Raw genomic sequence first — 15,807 nt, 5'->3', positions numbered from 1 at the left:
CGTCATCCAGACACGAACATTGCCATGCCGGATGCAACCGCGGGCTTCGCGGGATTGTTCAGGGAACGCTGTGGTGGTAGAAGCGCCTCGCAACGGGGAGTTCGGGTAATTGGGGACTGGACGTGATTTCAGAGAAAGTTAGATTTCCGCTGTGTTCGACGCAGCCTCCTCTACGACGTCGATCGTAGCCGACCTCGAGATCTCCTAGTGCAATATACAAGGGAATACTTGGTCGCCGCCAGAGCAGTTGTGGCCGCCCTGCTGGGATGCGCCGTCGCCTACGTGGTGCTGCTGCTGTTGAAAAACCACCTTCCATCGTTTCAATCGAGCTTCGTCGAAGGCTTCGATACGGCCTTGGCAGGCAGGAATTGCGATTTCTGCAAGAAGGCGTTCTACGGCTCGTTCTTCCTGTCCGGGCCGATTGCGGCAGCTGCTGCATTGTATGCGACGCATCGATCATCGGGCTCGCTCGCGCTGAGCGTCATCACGGCGAGCTTCGTCTACCTTGCACTCGGCGCCGCCAACGATATGGGCAGCCCCGGTATCGCGATTGCCCTGCTCGCCGCCGCGGCCATCGCCGTCAGCCTCAATCGAGGCGCCAACAGTTACTTTCCTGCTGCAAAACCCCCGGCCGACACCCGCTTCAGCGTCGGGGTGGCCGATCTGCTTGCGATCGTATTCCTTGCCCTGCTGCTGATTCCCTCTGACCTCGAAGGCCTGACAGCGGCCGTGAGGGACGAAGCGCATAAGGTAAGTTACTTCATCGGTCCGGCGCTTTATGGCTATGCCCCCGGTCTCGTTCCAGGACTGGACTTCCATTCGCATTACGGCCCCGCGCTCGGCTGGTTCTTTCATCTCATCATGGGAGATGGCTGGAAATCGGCGGCGATGCGAGCGGTCGGATTGAACATCGCGATCACGCTCGCGACGTACGTCCAGGCCTACTTTGTTCTGAGCTACTTGATCCGGTCGAAACTTGCAGCGATCGCCATCATCACGGCTCTCGCCGTGCTGGCTTTCTCCACAACCGGCCAGTTCTACTCGCCGTCTGCCTACCCGACGCGATTTCCTCTCTTGATCGTCTTTGCACTCGCGATCAGCCTGCACTGCACCGCTCCCCGGCGCCTCATATGGCTGATCGTATCGGCTATCATGTGCGCCATCTCACTGCTTTGGCAGACCGAGATCGGACTGTTCTTCCTTGTGACGGGTACCTTCGTCGCTGCGACGGCCGGAGGCTTCCCGAGTTATCGCAATGCACTCGTGTTCGCAGTCACATCGATTGGTGCCGCAATCCTGATGTGCCTGGCGCTGTTCGGCACGAGAGCCTTCTCCCTGGAGTTTCTGATCGAATGCTTCCGCCCACTCGTCCTCTACGGGACCGGGTGGGGAAGCACGCCCATCAAATGGGACTTGGGCTGGGGCATCATCTACAATCTGCCGCTGCAGATCGTCGGATGTATCACCGTCGGCTGGGCCGCGATCCGGCTGTCACGGCCCTCCGATTCTTGGCATGATCGGTTCGTGACCGGACTTCTGCTGACGCTGTCAATGATTGGCATGGCGCTGATGATCAAATGGGTCAATCGGACGCTGGACGCTGTCTGGCACCAGAACGCGTTGCCGCTGGTGATCGTCTCGGCTTGGTGGATCCGCCAGTTTTCAGCCGGGTGGCAACCGTCGTTCCGAAGAGCCGCTGGCGCCATAGCGGCCGCTGCGACGATTCTTGCGCTGCTGTTCGTGCAAGACAAGAACAATCCCCACCTCTACGGCCTGAGATCGTATGCAACTTATCCCAGCCTTCTGAGGTGGCCGTTCGTGTCGAGCCCACCAGTCACGTGGCAGGAGGACCTTGACCAGATCACCGAGGCTGATGCGAAGTTCATCCAGGATAAAACCAGGCCAGACGAGAGGGTCCTGGTCATTGCCCTCAGGGATTGGGCCCATCTGGCGCAGGCTCATCGGGCACCAATGGCCTATTTCATGCCGTTCTTGGTGTCCTTTGACGCGCGGTTCCTGGATCGCTCGATGAACCCGGCGGACCGGCTGTTTTATGATAGCACGGTTGAGCGCAGGCCGGAGTATCCCCATGTCCAAGAGGTCATGAAGCGGATCAAGCGAGATTTCGTGGCAGTGGAGACCAGGGGTAATTTGACACTCTTCGAGCGGCGGCGGCCTTGACGTCGACCGTGCTCGCAGCCGTCGCGCGCGCACATAGCCGGCCGCGTCGACCTCCGATTGACGGACGGCGGCACGTCTTGCAAGACCTATCCACGGCTGCTACCTGCTTCGGCCGAGGACGCATAGGCTGGAGGAAGGCTCCGCGTAACCCGGATATGATGTATCCGCGGCGATCTCGTTGCAGGCCGCGCCGGTTTTCATTGAAGGTCGCCTCGTCAGACCTACCCAAATGCGAGAATAATCAGTGACCGATCATTGCCGCCTATGCCATTCGTCCAACCTGCGACCGGTCATCGACCTCGGACAAATGCCGATCGCGCATCGGCTTCGGCGCAGCCGGAACGAGCAGGAGGAGCGGTATCCGTTCGAGGTGCTGGTGTGCGGCGATTGCGGCCTGCCGCAGATCGTCAAGCCGATCGATCCGGACATCCTGTATCGCCAGTTCAACTACAATTTCAGCAGCTGGAAGCCGGAGCCGCACCAGGTCGACGAGCTCGACACCATCGCGAAATTCTCCAAGCATCAATCCGTGTTCGAGATCGGATGCAACGACGGCCTGTTCATGGACAAGCTGCGCGAACGCGGTGCGAAGACCTTGGTTGGCGTGGAGCCCAACCCGGTGTCGGGCAAGATCGCCCGCGAGCGCGGCATCAAGGTCTATGCCGACATGATCAGCCCGGCGCTGTGTCATGACGCGGTCGCCCAGGCCGGCAAGTTCGACCTCGTCGTCTCGCGTCAGGTGCTGGAGCACATCGTCGATTTCGAGAACTTCTTCGACTGCGTGAAGATCGCGCTCAGCGACGAAGGGCTGCTGTTCATCGACGTGCCCGACTTTGATCCCGGTTCGACGGCCGGAGACCTCTCCGTGCTGTGGGAGGAGCACGTCAGCTACTTCACCGAGCCGACCCTGCTCGCGCTCTTGGCCCGCCACGGCTTCGAGGCGGTGTCGGTGAAGAAGTACAATTTCAGCGGCGGCAGCCTCGCTGTCGCCGCCCGTCGTGCAGCCCGTGACGTGACGCCGCCTCCTGCGTCCTCCGGCGTCGGTGAGAAATTTGGCCAGCGCGCAAGGGAGTACGGCGCGCGCCTGCGACCGGTCCTCGCCAAGGCCCGTGCGAGCGGCGCCGAGATCGCGATCTACGGCGCGGGCTGCCGCGCCTGCACCTTCACCAACGCGCATGAGCTGGCGGACCTCGTCGACCTGTCGGTCGACGACCAGAGGGAGCGTCAGGGGCTGTTCCTGCCCGGCACCGGCATACCGATCCGTTCGCCGGACGAGCTCGTCGGCAAGTCGGAGCCGCTCGTCTGCCTTCTCGCCGTGAACCAGGAAAACGAAGCCAAGGTCAGCGGCCGGCTGCGCGAGAACGTGAAGCGGCCGCTGCACATCGTTTCGATTTTCGCGCCCTCCGACATCTGGAGCGAGCTCGACCGGCTCGAGGCGGCCTTGGGTTAGGGACGCGGCATGGCTGACGAGAAGCTCTTCAATTACTACGAACGTCAGGACGTCCTACCGACGTTCGGGAATTTCAAATCGGCCGCGGAACTCGATGCATATGCCAGCCAGCGGCACGAGCTGTTTTCAGACAAGCTCGTGCTGCCGCCGCGGCTGTTCCGCGATGCGGAGGTGCTCGAATTCGGTCCAGATTCCGGTGAGAATGCGCTGGTGTTTGCCGGCTGGGGCGCGAACATGGCGCTTGCCGAACCGAACCGGCATGCGCATCCGAAAATTGAGGCCTATTTCGCGCATTTTGGCCTGAGCGAGCGCCTGCGCGAACTCGCGTTGGCCGATGTCGAGGGATTTCGCAGCGAGCGCCGCTACGACATCATCGATGCCGAAGGTTTCATTTACACCGTGCAGCCGACCGAAACTTGGCTCGGCGTCTTCCATCGGCTGCTCAATCCGGACGGTTTCGCCGTCGTGTCCTATTACGAGCGCTATGGCGGCTTCTTCGAGCTCGCGCTCAAGGCAATCCATGCCGCCGGCAAGGCTTTGTCGGGCCGTCCTGCACTCGAAACCGCGAAGACGCTTTTCGACGCGAAATGGAACAGCATTCCGCACACCCGCAGCTTCGAATCCTGGCTGATGGACGTGCTCGAGAATCCCTTCGTCCGGCATCGGTACTTCCTCGACGCAGCCGCCTTGTGCACGGCAGCGCATGAACAGGGATTCGACATTCATTCGGCGTGGCCAGCCTATCGCGACAGCCTGGACGTCTACTGGCACAAGAAGGTTCTCTCCGCCGACGAGAAGCTGCGGCGTGCGGCGCGCCATCTCGACCGCAGCCGCCTCAGCTTCCTCGGCGGACGCAAGCTCTACCTGGTCGGCAAGGCCGATGCCGTGGCGGCGATTTCGGCATCGATCGAGACGCTGATTCTCGACGTCGACGCGATGATCGACGCCCCCTTCGGCGAGAGCCTGCCGCGCGTGATCGCGAGCCTTGCGTCCTTACGCGAGGCGATCCGAACGACGGACATTCTCGCGGACGATGCTTCCGACATCGAAACCATCGTTGCGACGCTCGACAGTTTCCACCGCATCTTCGCCGCGATCGGGCGACGCGATGCGCCCGCGGTCACGGCCCTGACCCAGACAGATCCGGCGTTCATCAACACCTGGGGACAGCCGGCGCATTTCCTCGTCATCCGGAAGCGCTTCAAGGGATCATAGCCGTGAGGCCAGGCATTGGCATCATCGGGACCGGGATGGTCGGCCAGATGTGCCACCTCGCCAATTTCGTCGCCAATCCCGCCTGCCGCGTCGTCGCCATCGCCGATCTCCGGCCGGAGCTCGCTGCCGCCGCAGCGCAGAAGTTCGGCATCTCGCAGGTCTACGGCACGCATCGGGAGCTGCTCGCGGACGCTGCGGTGTCCGCTGTCGTGGTCGTGACGAAGCGGCGAGCCACCGGTCCAATCGTGCTGGACGCGTTGAACAGCGGCCGCCACGTGCTGTCGGAGAAGCCGATGGCCTATACGTCGGCTCAGGCGAATTTGCTGGTCGAAGCGGCGCGGCAGCGAAACCTCGTCTACAGCATCGGCTACATGAAGCGTCACGATGCCGGTGTGGCGCGCGCGCTCGAGGTGCTGACGCGCTTGCGCAACGACCGATCGCTTGGTCGGGTGGTCCGCGCCAAGGGCTGGTGCTTTGGCGGCGACACCGGCCGGTCGCGCGACAATTTCGTCATGACCGGCGAAACACGGCCGGACGGAATCGAGCTCTGGCAGGACGGTCCCGACTGGATGCCGAGCGCGATGCGGGCCGGCTACGACAACTTTCTGAACGTCTTCAGCCATATCATCAATCTGACGCGCTACCTGCTCGGATCATCGCCAACGGTCGCCGACAGTTCCGTCGAAATTTCGGGAGCCGCGCGCATCACCCTCGACTTCGACGGCATCGCTTGTACGCTGGATCTCGTGAACGGGTCCGAGGGAGCCTGGCGCGAGGGACTGACGATCGATTTCGAGCGCGGCGCGGTGACCTTGAAATTGCCCCCACCCTTTGCCGAGCGAGAGGCGAAGGTCATCGTCGAGCACAATGGTCAAAGCACGCGTCTGACGGGTGAAAAGAGCTGGGCATTTCGGCGCCAGGCCGACGCCTTCGTTTCCGATATCGCCGAGGGACGCACCCCCCTGGCCTCCGGCGCGGACTCGGTGACCGACATCTCACTGGCGGAAATGGTCTACAAGCGGCGGGCTGACGGCATCGCGTGATGCGCAAGTTTGCGCAGCCAGCCGTTTCCATCGCGACACACGCGAGTCCGCGTGACAATCGCCAGTCAAAGGCGCCGGGCTGCCTTGACCTGAAAAATACGACCTCCTATAGACTTTCGCTCTGACTGGCCTGAGAGGCGTCCGGGACGATTTTCCACAATGAACATGCTACCGGGCCCGACGCAAGCCGCTGCGATTGGTCTCAGCATCGCCTTTCCATTGCTGTTGCTGTGTTACGCGCGCATCGCCGCCACCGGCGGATCCGGCCGCCGCTTCCGGCTGGGCTGCATCAGCGTCGTCATCCTTTACGCGGTCGCGTGTATCGCCCTTCCAGGCCAGCGCCACCTTGGCGACGTGTTTGGCGGTCTCTTCCTGCTCGGGACCGCAATGATGTTCTGCTACATCCTGTTCAGCCTGCTGGCCTGGGGCTTCACGCTGACGCTGCTCACCGCACTCGTTCAGGCTGGACGTCCTCTCACCTTGGAGCAATGGGCGACAGCCTACATGCAAGGTGGAGATCTCGGCACCTTCACGCACAATCGCCTGAAGCTCCTGATCGGGACCGGCATGGTGATCACGGCGGACGGCCGGCTTGCCCCCACCACCAAGGGAGTTGCGGTAGCGCACCTCGTCAAGCTCGTTCGTCTGTCGACAGGCCTTGGGTGAGTCGATGTCCTTTGCTGTCGGACTTGCCGCCGTCGCCGTGTTCGCCCTGCTGGCGCCTGCCCTGCAGTTCATGGCCCGCGCACGCGCATGGCCGCTCGGACCCGTGACCCTGCTGGCGATTGCCACGGTTGTCTCGCACGGTCTCGGGGTGATGCTCGGAATTCTCTTCGTCCCGCAGCTTCAGTACTGGGACGCCGCATCGATTTTCGGATTTTGTGTCATGGCTTACGTGTTCGCCTTTGGCGCCGTTTATAAATCGGTTTCGCTGGGCATCCTGCTCAGTCTCGTCGATCGCCCCGATCGCAGGGCACCGCTATCGGAGATCGCTGACGGGCAGGTTCCAGATCTGTTCCGCGCACGAATTGGGAACTTAGTCGATGGCGGCCTGGTTGAACGGTCCGATTCGCACTTCGCGGCGACGGCGGCGGGCCGGAATATGGCAGGCCACGTCGGACGGCTGCGCCGCGCCTTCGGCATTGGCGACACCAGCCTCTATGATTTTTCCGACTAGTTGCGCGGAACACACACATTGCCGGTTTCATGCAGTTCGTGCGGGGTCCCTACCGGCGAGCCGCATTGTTCGCCCGGTTCAGATGACCTAGACTTGCATGGGGCCACCGGGACAGAGTGGCCCCGCCAACGGGCGCATACAATGACACCTTCGAGAGCGGCAAAAAGGCTTACGATCGTCATTCCTGCTCTGAACGAGCAGGACAAGATCGCCGACACGATCGACGGCGTGCTGCCGCTCGCCCGGGAGCTGCTCGACGATTTCGAGATCTTCCTGATCGACGACGGCAGCACCGACGCCACCGGCGCGATCATGGACGAGTTCGCAGCCGGCGAGCCGCGCATCATCGTGCATCACAATGCCGAACCGCGGGGTGTCGGTGCCGGCTTCGAATATGCGCTGTCGCGCGCGAAATTCGATGCCATCACGCTCATCCCCGGCGATCACGCCTTCCAGAACGAAGGTATTGCCCGGATGTTCAAGGCGGCGGGCGCCGCCGACCTCGTCATTACTTATCGCGATAACCAGTCGGACCGCTCGGTCAACCGCTCGTTGCAGTCGCATTCACTGCGGTTCATCCTGAACTGCCTGTTCGGCTTCTGGCTGTCCGACTATCACAGCATGATCGTCTATCCCGTGAAGTGGCTGCGCCAGATCGCGGTCAAGGCCGACGGCTACGGCTACCAGATCTGTGCGCTGATCTCCCTGCTCCAGCTCGGCCTCACCTACGTCCAGGTTCCGGTGAGCCTGAACGCGGAGCTGAGGGGCTCGTCGCGCGCGCTGCGGCTGCGCACCTATCTCGAGCTCGGCGGGACCATCCTTTCGCTGCTGCGCCGCGTTCCCATCCGGAACGTCAACCTCAGACAGATTCCCGCCGACGCGGAACGGACCCCGGCGCGCTAGGCCCGGAACGGCACGTCCAGCACGGCGACTGCAAGATTTCCTGCGCGCGGGACGCCCTCCCGCCGAATCTAGTCTAAGTGATTGATTTGGCTGGCAGGAGGGCAGGGCTCGAACCTGCGACCCCCGGTTTTGAAGTACGGGCGGCATTGTACCACAGTGCCGCCCTGTTCTTTTCAGTTGGTAACTCAGGCAGCTCCAGGCCCTGAGAGTCCGCCCTGTCCAGCCAGTTCAATCCTGTGTTTTCGCCTTTGGGTCCGAGCTTGGGTCCGAGATATATGCTGGTCACGCTGATCGGCGGCGGCCCGGTAGTTGTTGAGCCGGCGCGCTCCTCCGACAGGGCCGGCGCCATGCCAACTCCAGGCGGATGCGCCCCATGCGTGCGAGTTCGTCGATCTCATGCTGGTGCTTCATGGGCGCGGACAAGACTCGGGCGGCCCATGTACACGTCAAGTCGACAGCCACAGGCATGCGGTAGCACCTTGGCGGCCTAGCGCCTCGTCAATTTGATCCGAACCTTTTGCGATATCCTCGAGGTGCTGATTCCGCTCAAAGCTCTCAGCGCCGGGACGCTTTGGGGCCTCAAGACGCGATCTCAGACCAGCGGACCTTCGAAGGTTGGAGGAAGATTCATTGACCGTGTTTCGTCAAACCGCGGATGGAAGTGGCTTCTCGCAGCACACGACCGGCGAACAACTTGCTCCTGCGTTTTCGTCGGCCGATGGCTGGTTGTCATGTGACGATGCGCATCAGGGTGGCATTTACGGACCTGCTCAGGTAACATTGTTGAACACGACAATTGTGGCTTCTTCGCCGAAACGCGCTGCACGCGTCGCGCCAACGAGCCGCATTACGATCGTGGGATCGGTCGATCAATAGATCTACTGCTCGTCGAACCGGCGGCGGACGCGAGCCAGTTCCTCGCCGCCCACGACGGGCAGTAGCTCGCGCGCGTTCCCATCCGCCAGTAATCGACAATTTGACTCTCGCCGCCGCCGCGCTTCCATGGCGGCATGCCCCGCCCTGCCCGACGCCACACGCCCACGCACGCCGACGCCGGCCGATCAAGATCACCTTCGGCGGGATGCGCGAGATGAGCTTGTGCGGCGTCCTGGTCTATTGCCATTGCGGCCGCCGATCGCTAGCCCGATGATGCTCGCTTGTCTGATGTCGAGCCGCGCTTCGTGTGCTCCGGTTGCGGCAACCGCGGAGCTGAGGTCAGGCCGGATTTCGAGAGTGGCACCGCCGCAGTTCGCGGGCTAGAAAGGCCCGCGAGCGTGAACCGTGTTGTTCACGAGGGGTTCATACCCGCTGAAGCACGCTGCGCCTCATGGAGGTGGTCAGATGATTAGTATTGGGCTCGCCGCCGCGCTACTCGCGGGTCAGGCTTTGCCGACCGTGGACTTTCAGCCGCCCAGGCAGCAGGTCCAGTATGGCGTGCCCAGACACCCTCCACCGTGCGGCCACGGCTGGGACGTGAGCGCCCGTGACGGCATGTGCTATCCAAACGGGTACCTTCCTCCTCAAGAACAGGCCGCGAGGCAGTACTATTATCGCGGGGGCGGCTATGGCTATGGCAGATACCCGGTGCCCTGCGGCCACGGCGCCGACGTCGATATCCGAGATGGACGATGCTACCCCAACGGAACGGTCCCCCCGCAGTTTCAGCAGGGGCGACAGGGGTACTACGGCGGCGACTATTACGATCGCGGTCCCCGGCGCCGATATTATCGCCATTTTTGAGCCTGCCAGCGTGCACCGGCGGGCCTCGTCCTTACCGCCTCAGCCGTCGGCGGTGCGTCATCAGGCGCTGGCGGTCCCGCTTCCGGTGTGCTCGACGGCGACGCTTAATCGGCTCAGCTCCTCGACAACTCTCCTCACCACCTCCCGCTCGGCTCTGAGAGGCGCGCCAGCTTGGCCCCGAGGCTGTCGGGCTTCGCTGCCGTCATCCTGCCGCGGCGGGCGTCCATCATGGCCTGGAGGCCCTTTAGATCGCCGTCGAGCATCCAGTCGAAGTTAATCCCGTGCTTCCGGCAGTGGTCGCACAGCTCGGCGCTCGGCGCGTGACCGACCTTCGGAGCTCGCTCCAGTCCCCGTTCGATCGCGAGCCACAGCAGGGCGCCGGTTGATGTTCTGCGCTGACGACGCACCGTCGGCGTCGAGCCCCAACGGTGTCCGGAGGCGTAGCCGCCGACGCTTGGCGGCGTTGCGACGCCGCGTGATGCCCGTGGGGGTGATGGGCTTCTGCTTTGCTTCGCCATGGCTCAGCCCTCCGCTGAGGCGCTGGAGACGACGGCAAGCGCCGCAGCCAGCCTCCGCCTTAGTCGAAAGGTCCTCCCTGGCCGCCGCATGCTCCCGATCGCGCTGGATCTGTTGGCGGATGGCTGTCAGCTTGCTCGCGGCCTTATGGACATGGCAGCCCACATCCCGAACCAGGTCCGCCTCGGGCGACGTCAGGACCAGATCATAGCAGCGGAAGATGTAGGTGTGCATGCTGCGGGCCGAGCCTCGTCCGCCTACCCGAGGACACGCTGATCTTCCCGGCGCCGCCCGCAGCCGGCGAGGACTTCGATTTCACAAAGCCACGTGATGCGAGCTCTTTCTCGAAGCAGTTCCGCCGCACGGCTGAAGCCCTGGGCTTCGAGGGGTTCGAATTTCACCACCTACTCGGCACACACTCGACCCTGCTGCTCGACAAGGGCGTGCCGGTGCATGTGGTGGCGGAGCGGATCGGCGACGATCCGGCGGTGCTGCTCAGGAACTACGCCAAGCGCAAGCGCAAGTAGACGGCGGACACATCGGTCGCGTCCGTCATCAAAACCATCTCTGCCGGGATTTTTGGGTCCTGACCCGTTTGGGTCCAGTTCAGCGTCTGTTCGAGATAAAGAGCCGCTTAAGCCATTGAATTATCTGGCAGGAGTGGCAGGGCTCGAACCTGCGACCCCCGGTTTTGGAGACCGGTGCTCTACCAATTGAGCTACACTCCTACGAACCCGCGTCGCCGCGGATCAGGGGCGCTTTCAAGCACAGAGAGCGGCCGGTTTGCAAGGGTGAACCGCGCCGGCTTCGCTTGTTTGTGCTGGGGGTTCTGGGTCACAGTCCATCGGCCATAACGAAAAACAATCGGGAGTGCCCATGACCGCTACAGCGACCGCCACTGCCGCCCCGCAGGCCGCAAACGCGCCCCACACCCCAGCTTTGCCGGAAGCGCGCCCAGAGACGCTCGGGCTGTCGCGGCCGCGGATCCAGGCCATGTCGGACGCCTTCAAGCGCGAGATCGACAAGGGAACCGTTCCCGGGGTCACCGTCCTGGTGGCGAGGCGCGGCCAGATCGGCTGGTTCGAGGCGCTCGGCAAGCAGAGCCCGGCAGGCGCGGCGCCGATGGCGCGCGATTCGATCTTCCGCATCTTCTCGATGACCAAGCCGATCGTCTCGGTCGGCATCATGGCGCTGGTCGAGGACGGACAGCTCCTGCTCAGCGATGCCGTCGCAAAGTTCATCCCGGAGTTCGCGAGCCAGCAGGTCGGCGTCGTCAAGGACGGCCGGTTGGAGCTGGTACCGCCGGCGCGGCCCATGACCGTGCAGGACCTGCTCCGCCACACCTCCGGCCTCACCTACGAGCACCAGGGCGACGGCCCCGTGCACAAGCTCTACCAGGAGTCCCGCGTCCGCAGCCGCAAGATCACCAACGCCGAACATGCCGCGCTGGTGGCGAGCTTCCCGCTGGTCTGCCAGCCCGGCGCGGAGTTCAACTACAGCCGCTCCACAGATATTTTGGGCCGCATCATCGAAGTCGTCAGCGGCAAATCGCTCGGCGAGTTCCTCACCGAGCGCGTGCTTGCGCCGCTCCAGATGGCCGAAACCGGCTTCTCGACAAGCCAGGCCAATGCCGGCCGCCTTGCCGAGCCGTTCGCGGCCGACCCGTGGACCGGCGAGAAGGTCGCCCTGTTCAACATGCTCGAGCAGCCCGTGATGGAGTCCGGCGGCGGCGGCCTGGTCTCGACCACGATGGACTACGCCCGCTTCTGCCTGATGCTGCGCAATGGAGGCACGCTCGACGGCAACAGGATCATCGGCCGCAAGACCCTGGAGCTGATGGCCTCCGATCACCTCGGGCCAGGCGTGCCGACCAACGGCACGCTGCTATCGCCGGGCCATGGCTTCGGCCTCGGCTTTGCCGTGCGCCGCGAGGCCGGCATCGCGCCCTTCCCCGGCAGCGTCGGCCAGTATTTCTGGAGCGGCATTGCCGGCACGTTCTTCTGGATCGATCCGAAGGAGGATCTGTTCGCAGTGTTCATGAGCCAGGGGCCGGGACAGCGCGACTACACGCGGACCCTGGTGCGAGATCTGGTGTACGCGGCGGTGGATTAGTCTCGTGCCCCGGACGCGCTGCAACGCCCTTGCGTTGCTGCGCAGAGCCGGGGCCCATGCCTCCACAACCGCGGTCTTGGTTTTCTGGGTCCCGGCTCTGCGGAGCAGCACTTCGTGCTGCACCGCGTCCGGGACACGGTCGTTATCTCAACTGATCGTCGCGCCGCCGTCGATCACCATGGTCTGGCCGGTCATGAAGTCGCCGGCCTTCGAGCCCAGGAACACGGCCGCGCCGGCGATCTCGTCGGGGATGCCGATGCGCAAGAGCGGCGAGCGCGAGGTCGAGGCTTTCAGGTTCTCCGGATTGTCCCACAGCGCTTTGGCAAAATCGGTCTTGATGAGGCCCGGCGCGATGCAGTTCACGCGAATGTTGTGCTGGCCGTATTCGCAGGCGAGGTTGCGCGCGAGCTGCATGTCCGCGGCCTTCGAGATGGCGTAAGCGCCGAGGATGGTCGAGCCCTTGAGGCCGCCGATCGAGGAGACGATGATGATCGATCCGTCCTTGCGCTCGATCATCTGCGGCACCACCATCGAGATCAGCCAATTGTTGGCGACGATGTTGTTGTCGAGGATCTTTCTGAACTGATCGTCGGAGATGCCGGCGAGCGGGCCGTAATATGGATTCGATGCGGCGTTGCAGACCAGCACGTCGATCTTGCCGAAGGCGCGGTTGCTCTCGTCGACGAGGTTTTGCAGATTCTCTTTCGAGGAGATGTTCGCGGCGACCGCGACCGCGGTGCCCTTGCCAAATCTGTCGTTGATGCCTTTCGCCACCTGCTCGCACACGTCGGCCTTGCGCGAGGAGATCACCACCTTGGCGCCGTGCTCGGCCATGCGCTCGGCGATCGCAAGCCCGATGCCGCGCGTCGAGCCCGTGATGACGGCGACTTTCCCCTTCATGTCGAACAAGGTCATGTTTCTCTCCCAGATTGATTTTCGTATTCAGTATCAGGCCAGCTTCTTGACTTCCGGTCCCGCCGGCTGATGCATCGCCGCGTGCGCGGGATCGGCGATCCAAGGCTGCTGATTGACCATCGGCAGCCGCCAGACCGTGCGATCGGGACTCGCAAAATAATCCAGCCGCGTCACCGAGCAATTGTCGATGTCGAACGACAGCCCGCGTTCCGGCTGCCCGCCGAGCGCGAAACCCACTGCCGCCCTGATAGTGCCGCCATGCGCGACTGCGATGATGTCCTTCCCGGCCGCCTCGGCGTTGATCCGCTCGATGGTGCGGCGCGTGCGGTTGTACAGGTCCATGAAGCTTTCACCGCCGGGCGCGGGCTCGTTGATGTCGGCGAACCAGCTCGCACCGACGGGGCGGCTGGCAATGAACTGGGCGCGGTTCATGCCCTGCCAGCGGCCGAGGTTCTGCTCGGCGAGATCCGCCTCCCATTTCAGCGCTGCCGGCCTTGGAAAACCCGCGGCCCAGATCGCCTCGGCGGTCTGATGGGTGCGCATCAGATTGCTCGAATACCAGACCGCCTGGCGTGGCAGCACCTTGGCAACAGCATTGAACACATAAGTATCGCTGGTGTCACAGGCGATGTCGCTCTGCCCGTAGATGTTGCCGCCGTCGTTGCGCACCGGCGCGTGACGGACCCACCACCACCGCGTGATGACCACGTTCGGCTTGTCTGCACCTGCCATCGAAACCCTTCCATCCCGTCTATTGTCGCTGTACGTGAGTAGTGAACGTGTCTCAAGACACTTTGCCGTTTGAAATCTTGTTTGAAATTCCGTCGCGCGGCAAGCGTCGTGCACGAGCATAAAGGGAGAAACGCATGGGCCGCCTGCAAGGCAAATCCGTCATCATCACCGGCGCCGGCAGCGGCATCGGTCGCGCGGCTGCGCTGCTGTTCACCAAGGAAGGCGGCAAGCTGATCGCGGTCGATCGCACCGAGGCGGTGAAGGAGACGGTCGAGGAGATCAAGAAGGCCGGCGGCGTCGCGGAAGCGATGGTTGCGGATGCCGGCTCCGAACAAGACGTCATCGCTGTGATCGACAAGGCGGTGAAGACGCACGGCCGGCTCGACGTGATCTGGGCCAATGCCGGCGTCTCCGGCGGACTCGTTCCGCTCGCCGAGCAGACCGTCGAGCATTGGCAGGAAATCCTGCGCGTCAACCTGATCGGGCCGTTCCTCGCGGTGAAGTACGCCATGCCGCACATGGTCAAGCAGCAGTCCGGCGCGATCGTGCTGACCGCCTCTGTCGCCGGCCTCAAGGCCGGCGCGAGCGGGCATCCCTATGCCGCGAGCAAGGCCGGCGTGATCAGCCTGGTGCAGACCACGGCGTATTCGCTCACCGGCACCGGCGTGCGCATCAATGCGGTCTGCCCCGGCCTGATCGAAACAGGCATGACCAAGCCGATCTTCGACCGCGCCAAGGAGCGCGGCACCCAAGACAAGATCGGCCAGCTCAACCCGCTCAAGCGGCCGGGACAGCCGCACGAGCTCGCGGCGATGGGACTGTTCCTGGCGAGCGACGAGGCTTCGTATGTGAACGGCCAGGCGTTCCCGGTCGACGGCGGCTTGACGGCATCGATGCCGTATACGGGCAAGCCGGTTTAGTTCGCGGTGTCCCGGACGCGACGCAGCGCGTAAGCGATGCGTTGCAGAGCCGGGATCCAGCAGGCTGCAGAACTCGCTGCAACATAGGCCCCGGCTCTGCAGCGCACCGCCCAACCGGACGATGCTTCGCATCGCCGGGGAGGCGCTGCGCTGCGTCCGGGGCACGAGAGCGATGCTCGGCGCGATACTGCCTCAACATCGTCATTGCGAGCGCAGCGAAGCAATCCAGGACTGCATCCGCGGAAAGACTCTGGATTGCTTCGCTGCGCTCGCAATGACGGAGCAAGTGGCGCCGGCGCCGTTCTGCGACGGACATCTCATTTGCGGACACACCTTCGCATCCTCGCGGCGGACTCGCCCGAGCTTTGCTCACCCTCAATTGAAAGAGGGCGCAGGGAAGACCGGGTGCGGCCGGGCACCCACGGTCCACTGTGCGAAAGGTGGCAACGAAGAATTTGCACAGCGGCATACAGGTGAAGCCAAACATCCGGCCTTCCCTGCGCAGTGGCTTTACGGCTTATGTCGTGCTCTCCCCGGGGAGCGATGCACTATTGCCCCCGTCGTCTTGCGGATGGCTGACGCGTGGGCCCGGTTGGGCCGCTCACATCACCACAAGACTTGGCGCACAGACCCCGGGCGCCAGGACCACACGATTTTGCCGTACGCAAGCCGCACCCGTCGTTGGCGCGAGGTCTTCGCTCACGGCTCTCCGCCCTGCGAAGCTTTTCGCGCCAACGCCATCAGCGTCCACCGCCCCCCGGCCCGCTTCGTGACGATCGCGATACGCCCCTCTTCCTTGGGCCGGGTTGCGCGACACATACGCGATTTCCGAATTTCGGTGAAGTGGAATATTTTTGGCGACCGAGATTGACCGGCATCTTGGGTGTTTTGCCCGTCGGGCAA

Annotated in this window: 13 protein-coding genes and 1 tRNA gene; 10 read left to right on the top strand and 4 right to left on the bottom strand. The window is 63.4% G+C overall.

Translation table 11 applies throughout. The features are described from left to right. The first annotated feature begins 228 nt into the window (after positions 1–228). The 8 genes from ABIA45_RS04710 (at position 229) to ABIA45_RS04675 (ending at position 8,845) form a co-directional block, all read left to right on the top strand. Positions 229–2,181 (top strand): hypothetical protein, encoded by a 1,953-nt coding sequence (locus tag ABIA45_RS04710; RefSeq protein ID WP_404651191.1) that lies wholly within the window; start codon positions 229–231, stop codon positions 2,179–2,181. Positions 2,182–2,425: 244 nt separating this feature from the next. After that, positions 2,426–3,631 carry a class I SAM-dependent methyltransferase gene (locus ABIA45_RS04705; protein WP_404651189.1) on the top strand — a complete coding sequence of 402 codons (1,206 nt, stop codon included), beginning with the start codon at positions 2,426–2,428 and terminating at the stop codon, positions 3,629–3,631. Between the two features lie 9 nt (positions 3,632–3,640). Then, entirely contained in the window at positions 3,641–4,846 is a 1,206-nt protein-coding gene (locus tag ABIA45_RS04700) for a class I SAM-dependent methyltransferase (protein WP_404651187.1), read from the top strand. A gap of 2 nt (positions 4,847–4,848) precedes the next feature. After that, positions 4,849–5,889: a Gfo/Idh/MocA family protein gene (locus ABIA45_RS04695; RefSeq protein WP_404651186.1), complete on the top strand. Its 1,041-nt coding sequence runs from the start codon at positions 4,849–4,851 to the stop codon at positions 5,887–5,889. Positions 5,890–6,048: 159 nt separating this feature from the next. Beyond that, complete coding sequence (locus ABIA45_RS04690; protein WP_404651184.1) at positions 6,049–6,555, top strand: hypothetical protein; 507 nt, start codon at positions 6,049–6,051, stop codon at positions 6,553–6,555. A gap of 4 nt (positions 6,556–6,559) precedes the next feature. After that, positions 6,560–7,066, top strand: coding sequence for a hypothetical protein (locus ABIA45_RS04685; RefSeq protein ID WP_157280578.1), 507 nt, complete (start codon positions 6,560–6,562; stop codon positions 7,064–7,066). 141 nt (positions 7,067–7,207) lie between these two features. Further along, positions 7,208–7,969, top strand: a complete 762-nt coding sequence (locus tag ABIA45_RS04680; RefSeq protein WP_271544563.1) for a glycosyltransferase family 2 protein — start codon at positions 7,208–7,210, stop codon at positions 7,967–7,969. Positions 7,970–8,599: 630 nt separating this feature from the next. Next, positions 8,600–8,845: a hypothetical protein gene (locus ABIA45_RS04675; RefSeq protein WP_404651182.1), complete on the top strand. Its 246-nt coding sequence runs from the start codon at positions 8,600–8,602 to the stop codon at positions 8,843–8,845. 998 nt (positions 8,846–9,843) lie between these two features. Here the strand turns inward: ABIA45_RS04675 and ABIA45_RS04670 are convergent. Both ABIA45_RS04670 and ABIA45_RS04665 read right to left on the bottom strand, forming a co-directional pair. Continuing rightward, positions 9,844–10,227 (bottom strand): hypothetical protein, encoded by a 384-nt coding sequence (locus ABIA45_RS04670; RefSeq protein ID WP_404651180.1) that lies wholly within the window; start codon positions 10,225–10,227, stop codon positions 9,844–9,846. Positions 10,228–10,877: 650 nt separating this feature from the next. Next, a tRNA-Trp gene (locus tag ABIA45_RS04665) sits at positions 10,878–10,953 on the bottom strand. A gap of 148 nt (positions 10,954–11,101) precedes the next feature. On the opposite strand from ABIA45_RS04665, the gene ABIA45_RS04660 reads away from it, so the two are divergent. Beyond that, positions 11,102–12,337, top strand: coding sequence for a serine hydrolase (locus tag ABIA45_RS04660; protein WP_271544569.1), 1,236 nt, complete (start codon positions 11,102–11,104; stop codon positions 12,335–12,337). Between the two features lie 147 nt (positions 12,338–12,484). Here the strand turns inward: ABIA45_RS04660 and ABIA45_RS04655 are convergent, their stop codons facing one another. Both ABIA45_RS04655 and ABIA45_RS04650 read right to left on the bottom strand, forming a co-directional pair. Beyond that, entirely contained in the window at positions 12,485–13,252 is a 768-nt protein-coding gene (locus ABIA45_RS04655; protein WP_036010906.1) for an SDR family NAD(P)-dependent oxidoreductase, read from the bottom strand. A gap of 33 nt (positions 13,253–13,285) precedes the next feature. Then, the gene (locus ABIA45_RS04650; protein ID WP_057029612.1) at positions 13,286–13,984 is read right to left on the bottom strand and encodes a histidine phosphatase family protein; all 699 of its coding nucleotides are present in this window, start codon (positions 13,982–13,984) and stop codon (positions 13,286–13,288) included. Positions 13,985–14,118: 134 nt separating this feature from the next. Between ABIA45_RS04650 and ABIA45_RS04645 the strand changes: the two genes are divergently transcribed. Beyond that, positions 14,119–14,904 (top strand): SDR family NAD(P)-dependent oxidoreductase, encoded by a 786-nt coding sequence (locus ABIA45_RS04645; protein ID WP_109143341.1) that lies wholly within the window; start codon positions 14,119–14,121, stop codon positions 14,902–14,904. The last annotated feature ends 903 nt before the right edge of the window (positions 14,905–15,807 follow it).

This window comes from Bradyrhizobium sp. USDA 336 (genome assembly GCF_044908355.1).
In the GTDB taxonomy this organism is placed as follows: Bacteria; Pseudomonadota; Alphaproteobacteria; order Rhizobiales; family Xanthobacteraceae; genus Bradyrhizobium; species Bradyrhizobium yuanmingense.
The sequence above is the reverse complement of the archived record's forward strand: the minus strand, read 5'-3'. Positions and strand labels throughout refer to the sequence as shown.

Bases quoted from the DNA above. Each gene is read 5' to 3' on its own strand.
- ABIA45_RS04660 (WP_271544569.1), top strand. From the start codon at position 11,102: ATGACCGCTACAGCGACCGCCACTGCCGCCCCGCAGGCCGCAAACGCG.
- ABIA45_RS04700 (WP_404651187.1), top strand. From the start codon at position 3,641: ATGGCTGACGAGAAGCTCTTCAATTACTACGAACGTCAGGACGTCCTA.
- ABIA45_RS04685 (WP_157280578.1), top strand. From the start codon at position 6,560: ATGTCCTTTGCTGTCGGACTTGCCGCCGTCGCCGTGTTCGCCCTGCTG.
- ABIA45_RS04655 (WP_036010906.1), bottom strand. From the start codon at position 13,252: ATGACCTTGTTCGACATGAAGGGGAAAGTCGCCGTCATCACGGGCTCG.
- ABIA45_RS04680 (WP_271544563.1), top strand. From the start codon at position 7,208: ATGACACCTTCGAGAGCGGCAAAAAGGCTTACGATCGTCATTCCTGCT.
- ABIA45_RS04670 (WP_404651180.1), bottom strand. From the start codon at position 10,227: ATGGCGAAGCAAAGCAGAAGCCCATCACCCCCACGGGCATCACGCGGC.
- ABIA45_RS04650 (WP_057029612.1), bottom strand. From the start codon at position 13,984: ATGGCAGGTGCAGACAAGCCGAACGTGGTCATCACGCGGTGGTGGTGG.
- ABIA45_RS04690 (WP_404651184.1), top strand. From the start codon at position 6,049: ATGAACATGCTACCGGGCCCGACGCAAGCCGCTGCGATTGGTCTCAGC.
- ABIA45_RS04645 (WP_109143341.1), top strand. From the start codon at position 14,119: ATGGGCCGCCTGCAAGGCAAATCCGTCATCATCACCGGCGCCGGCAGC.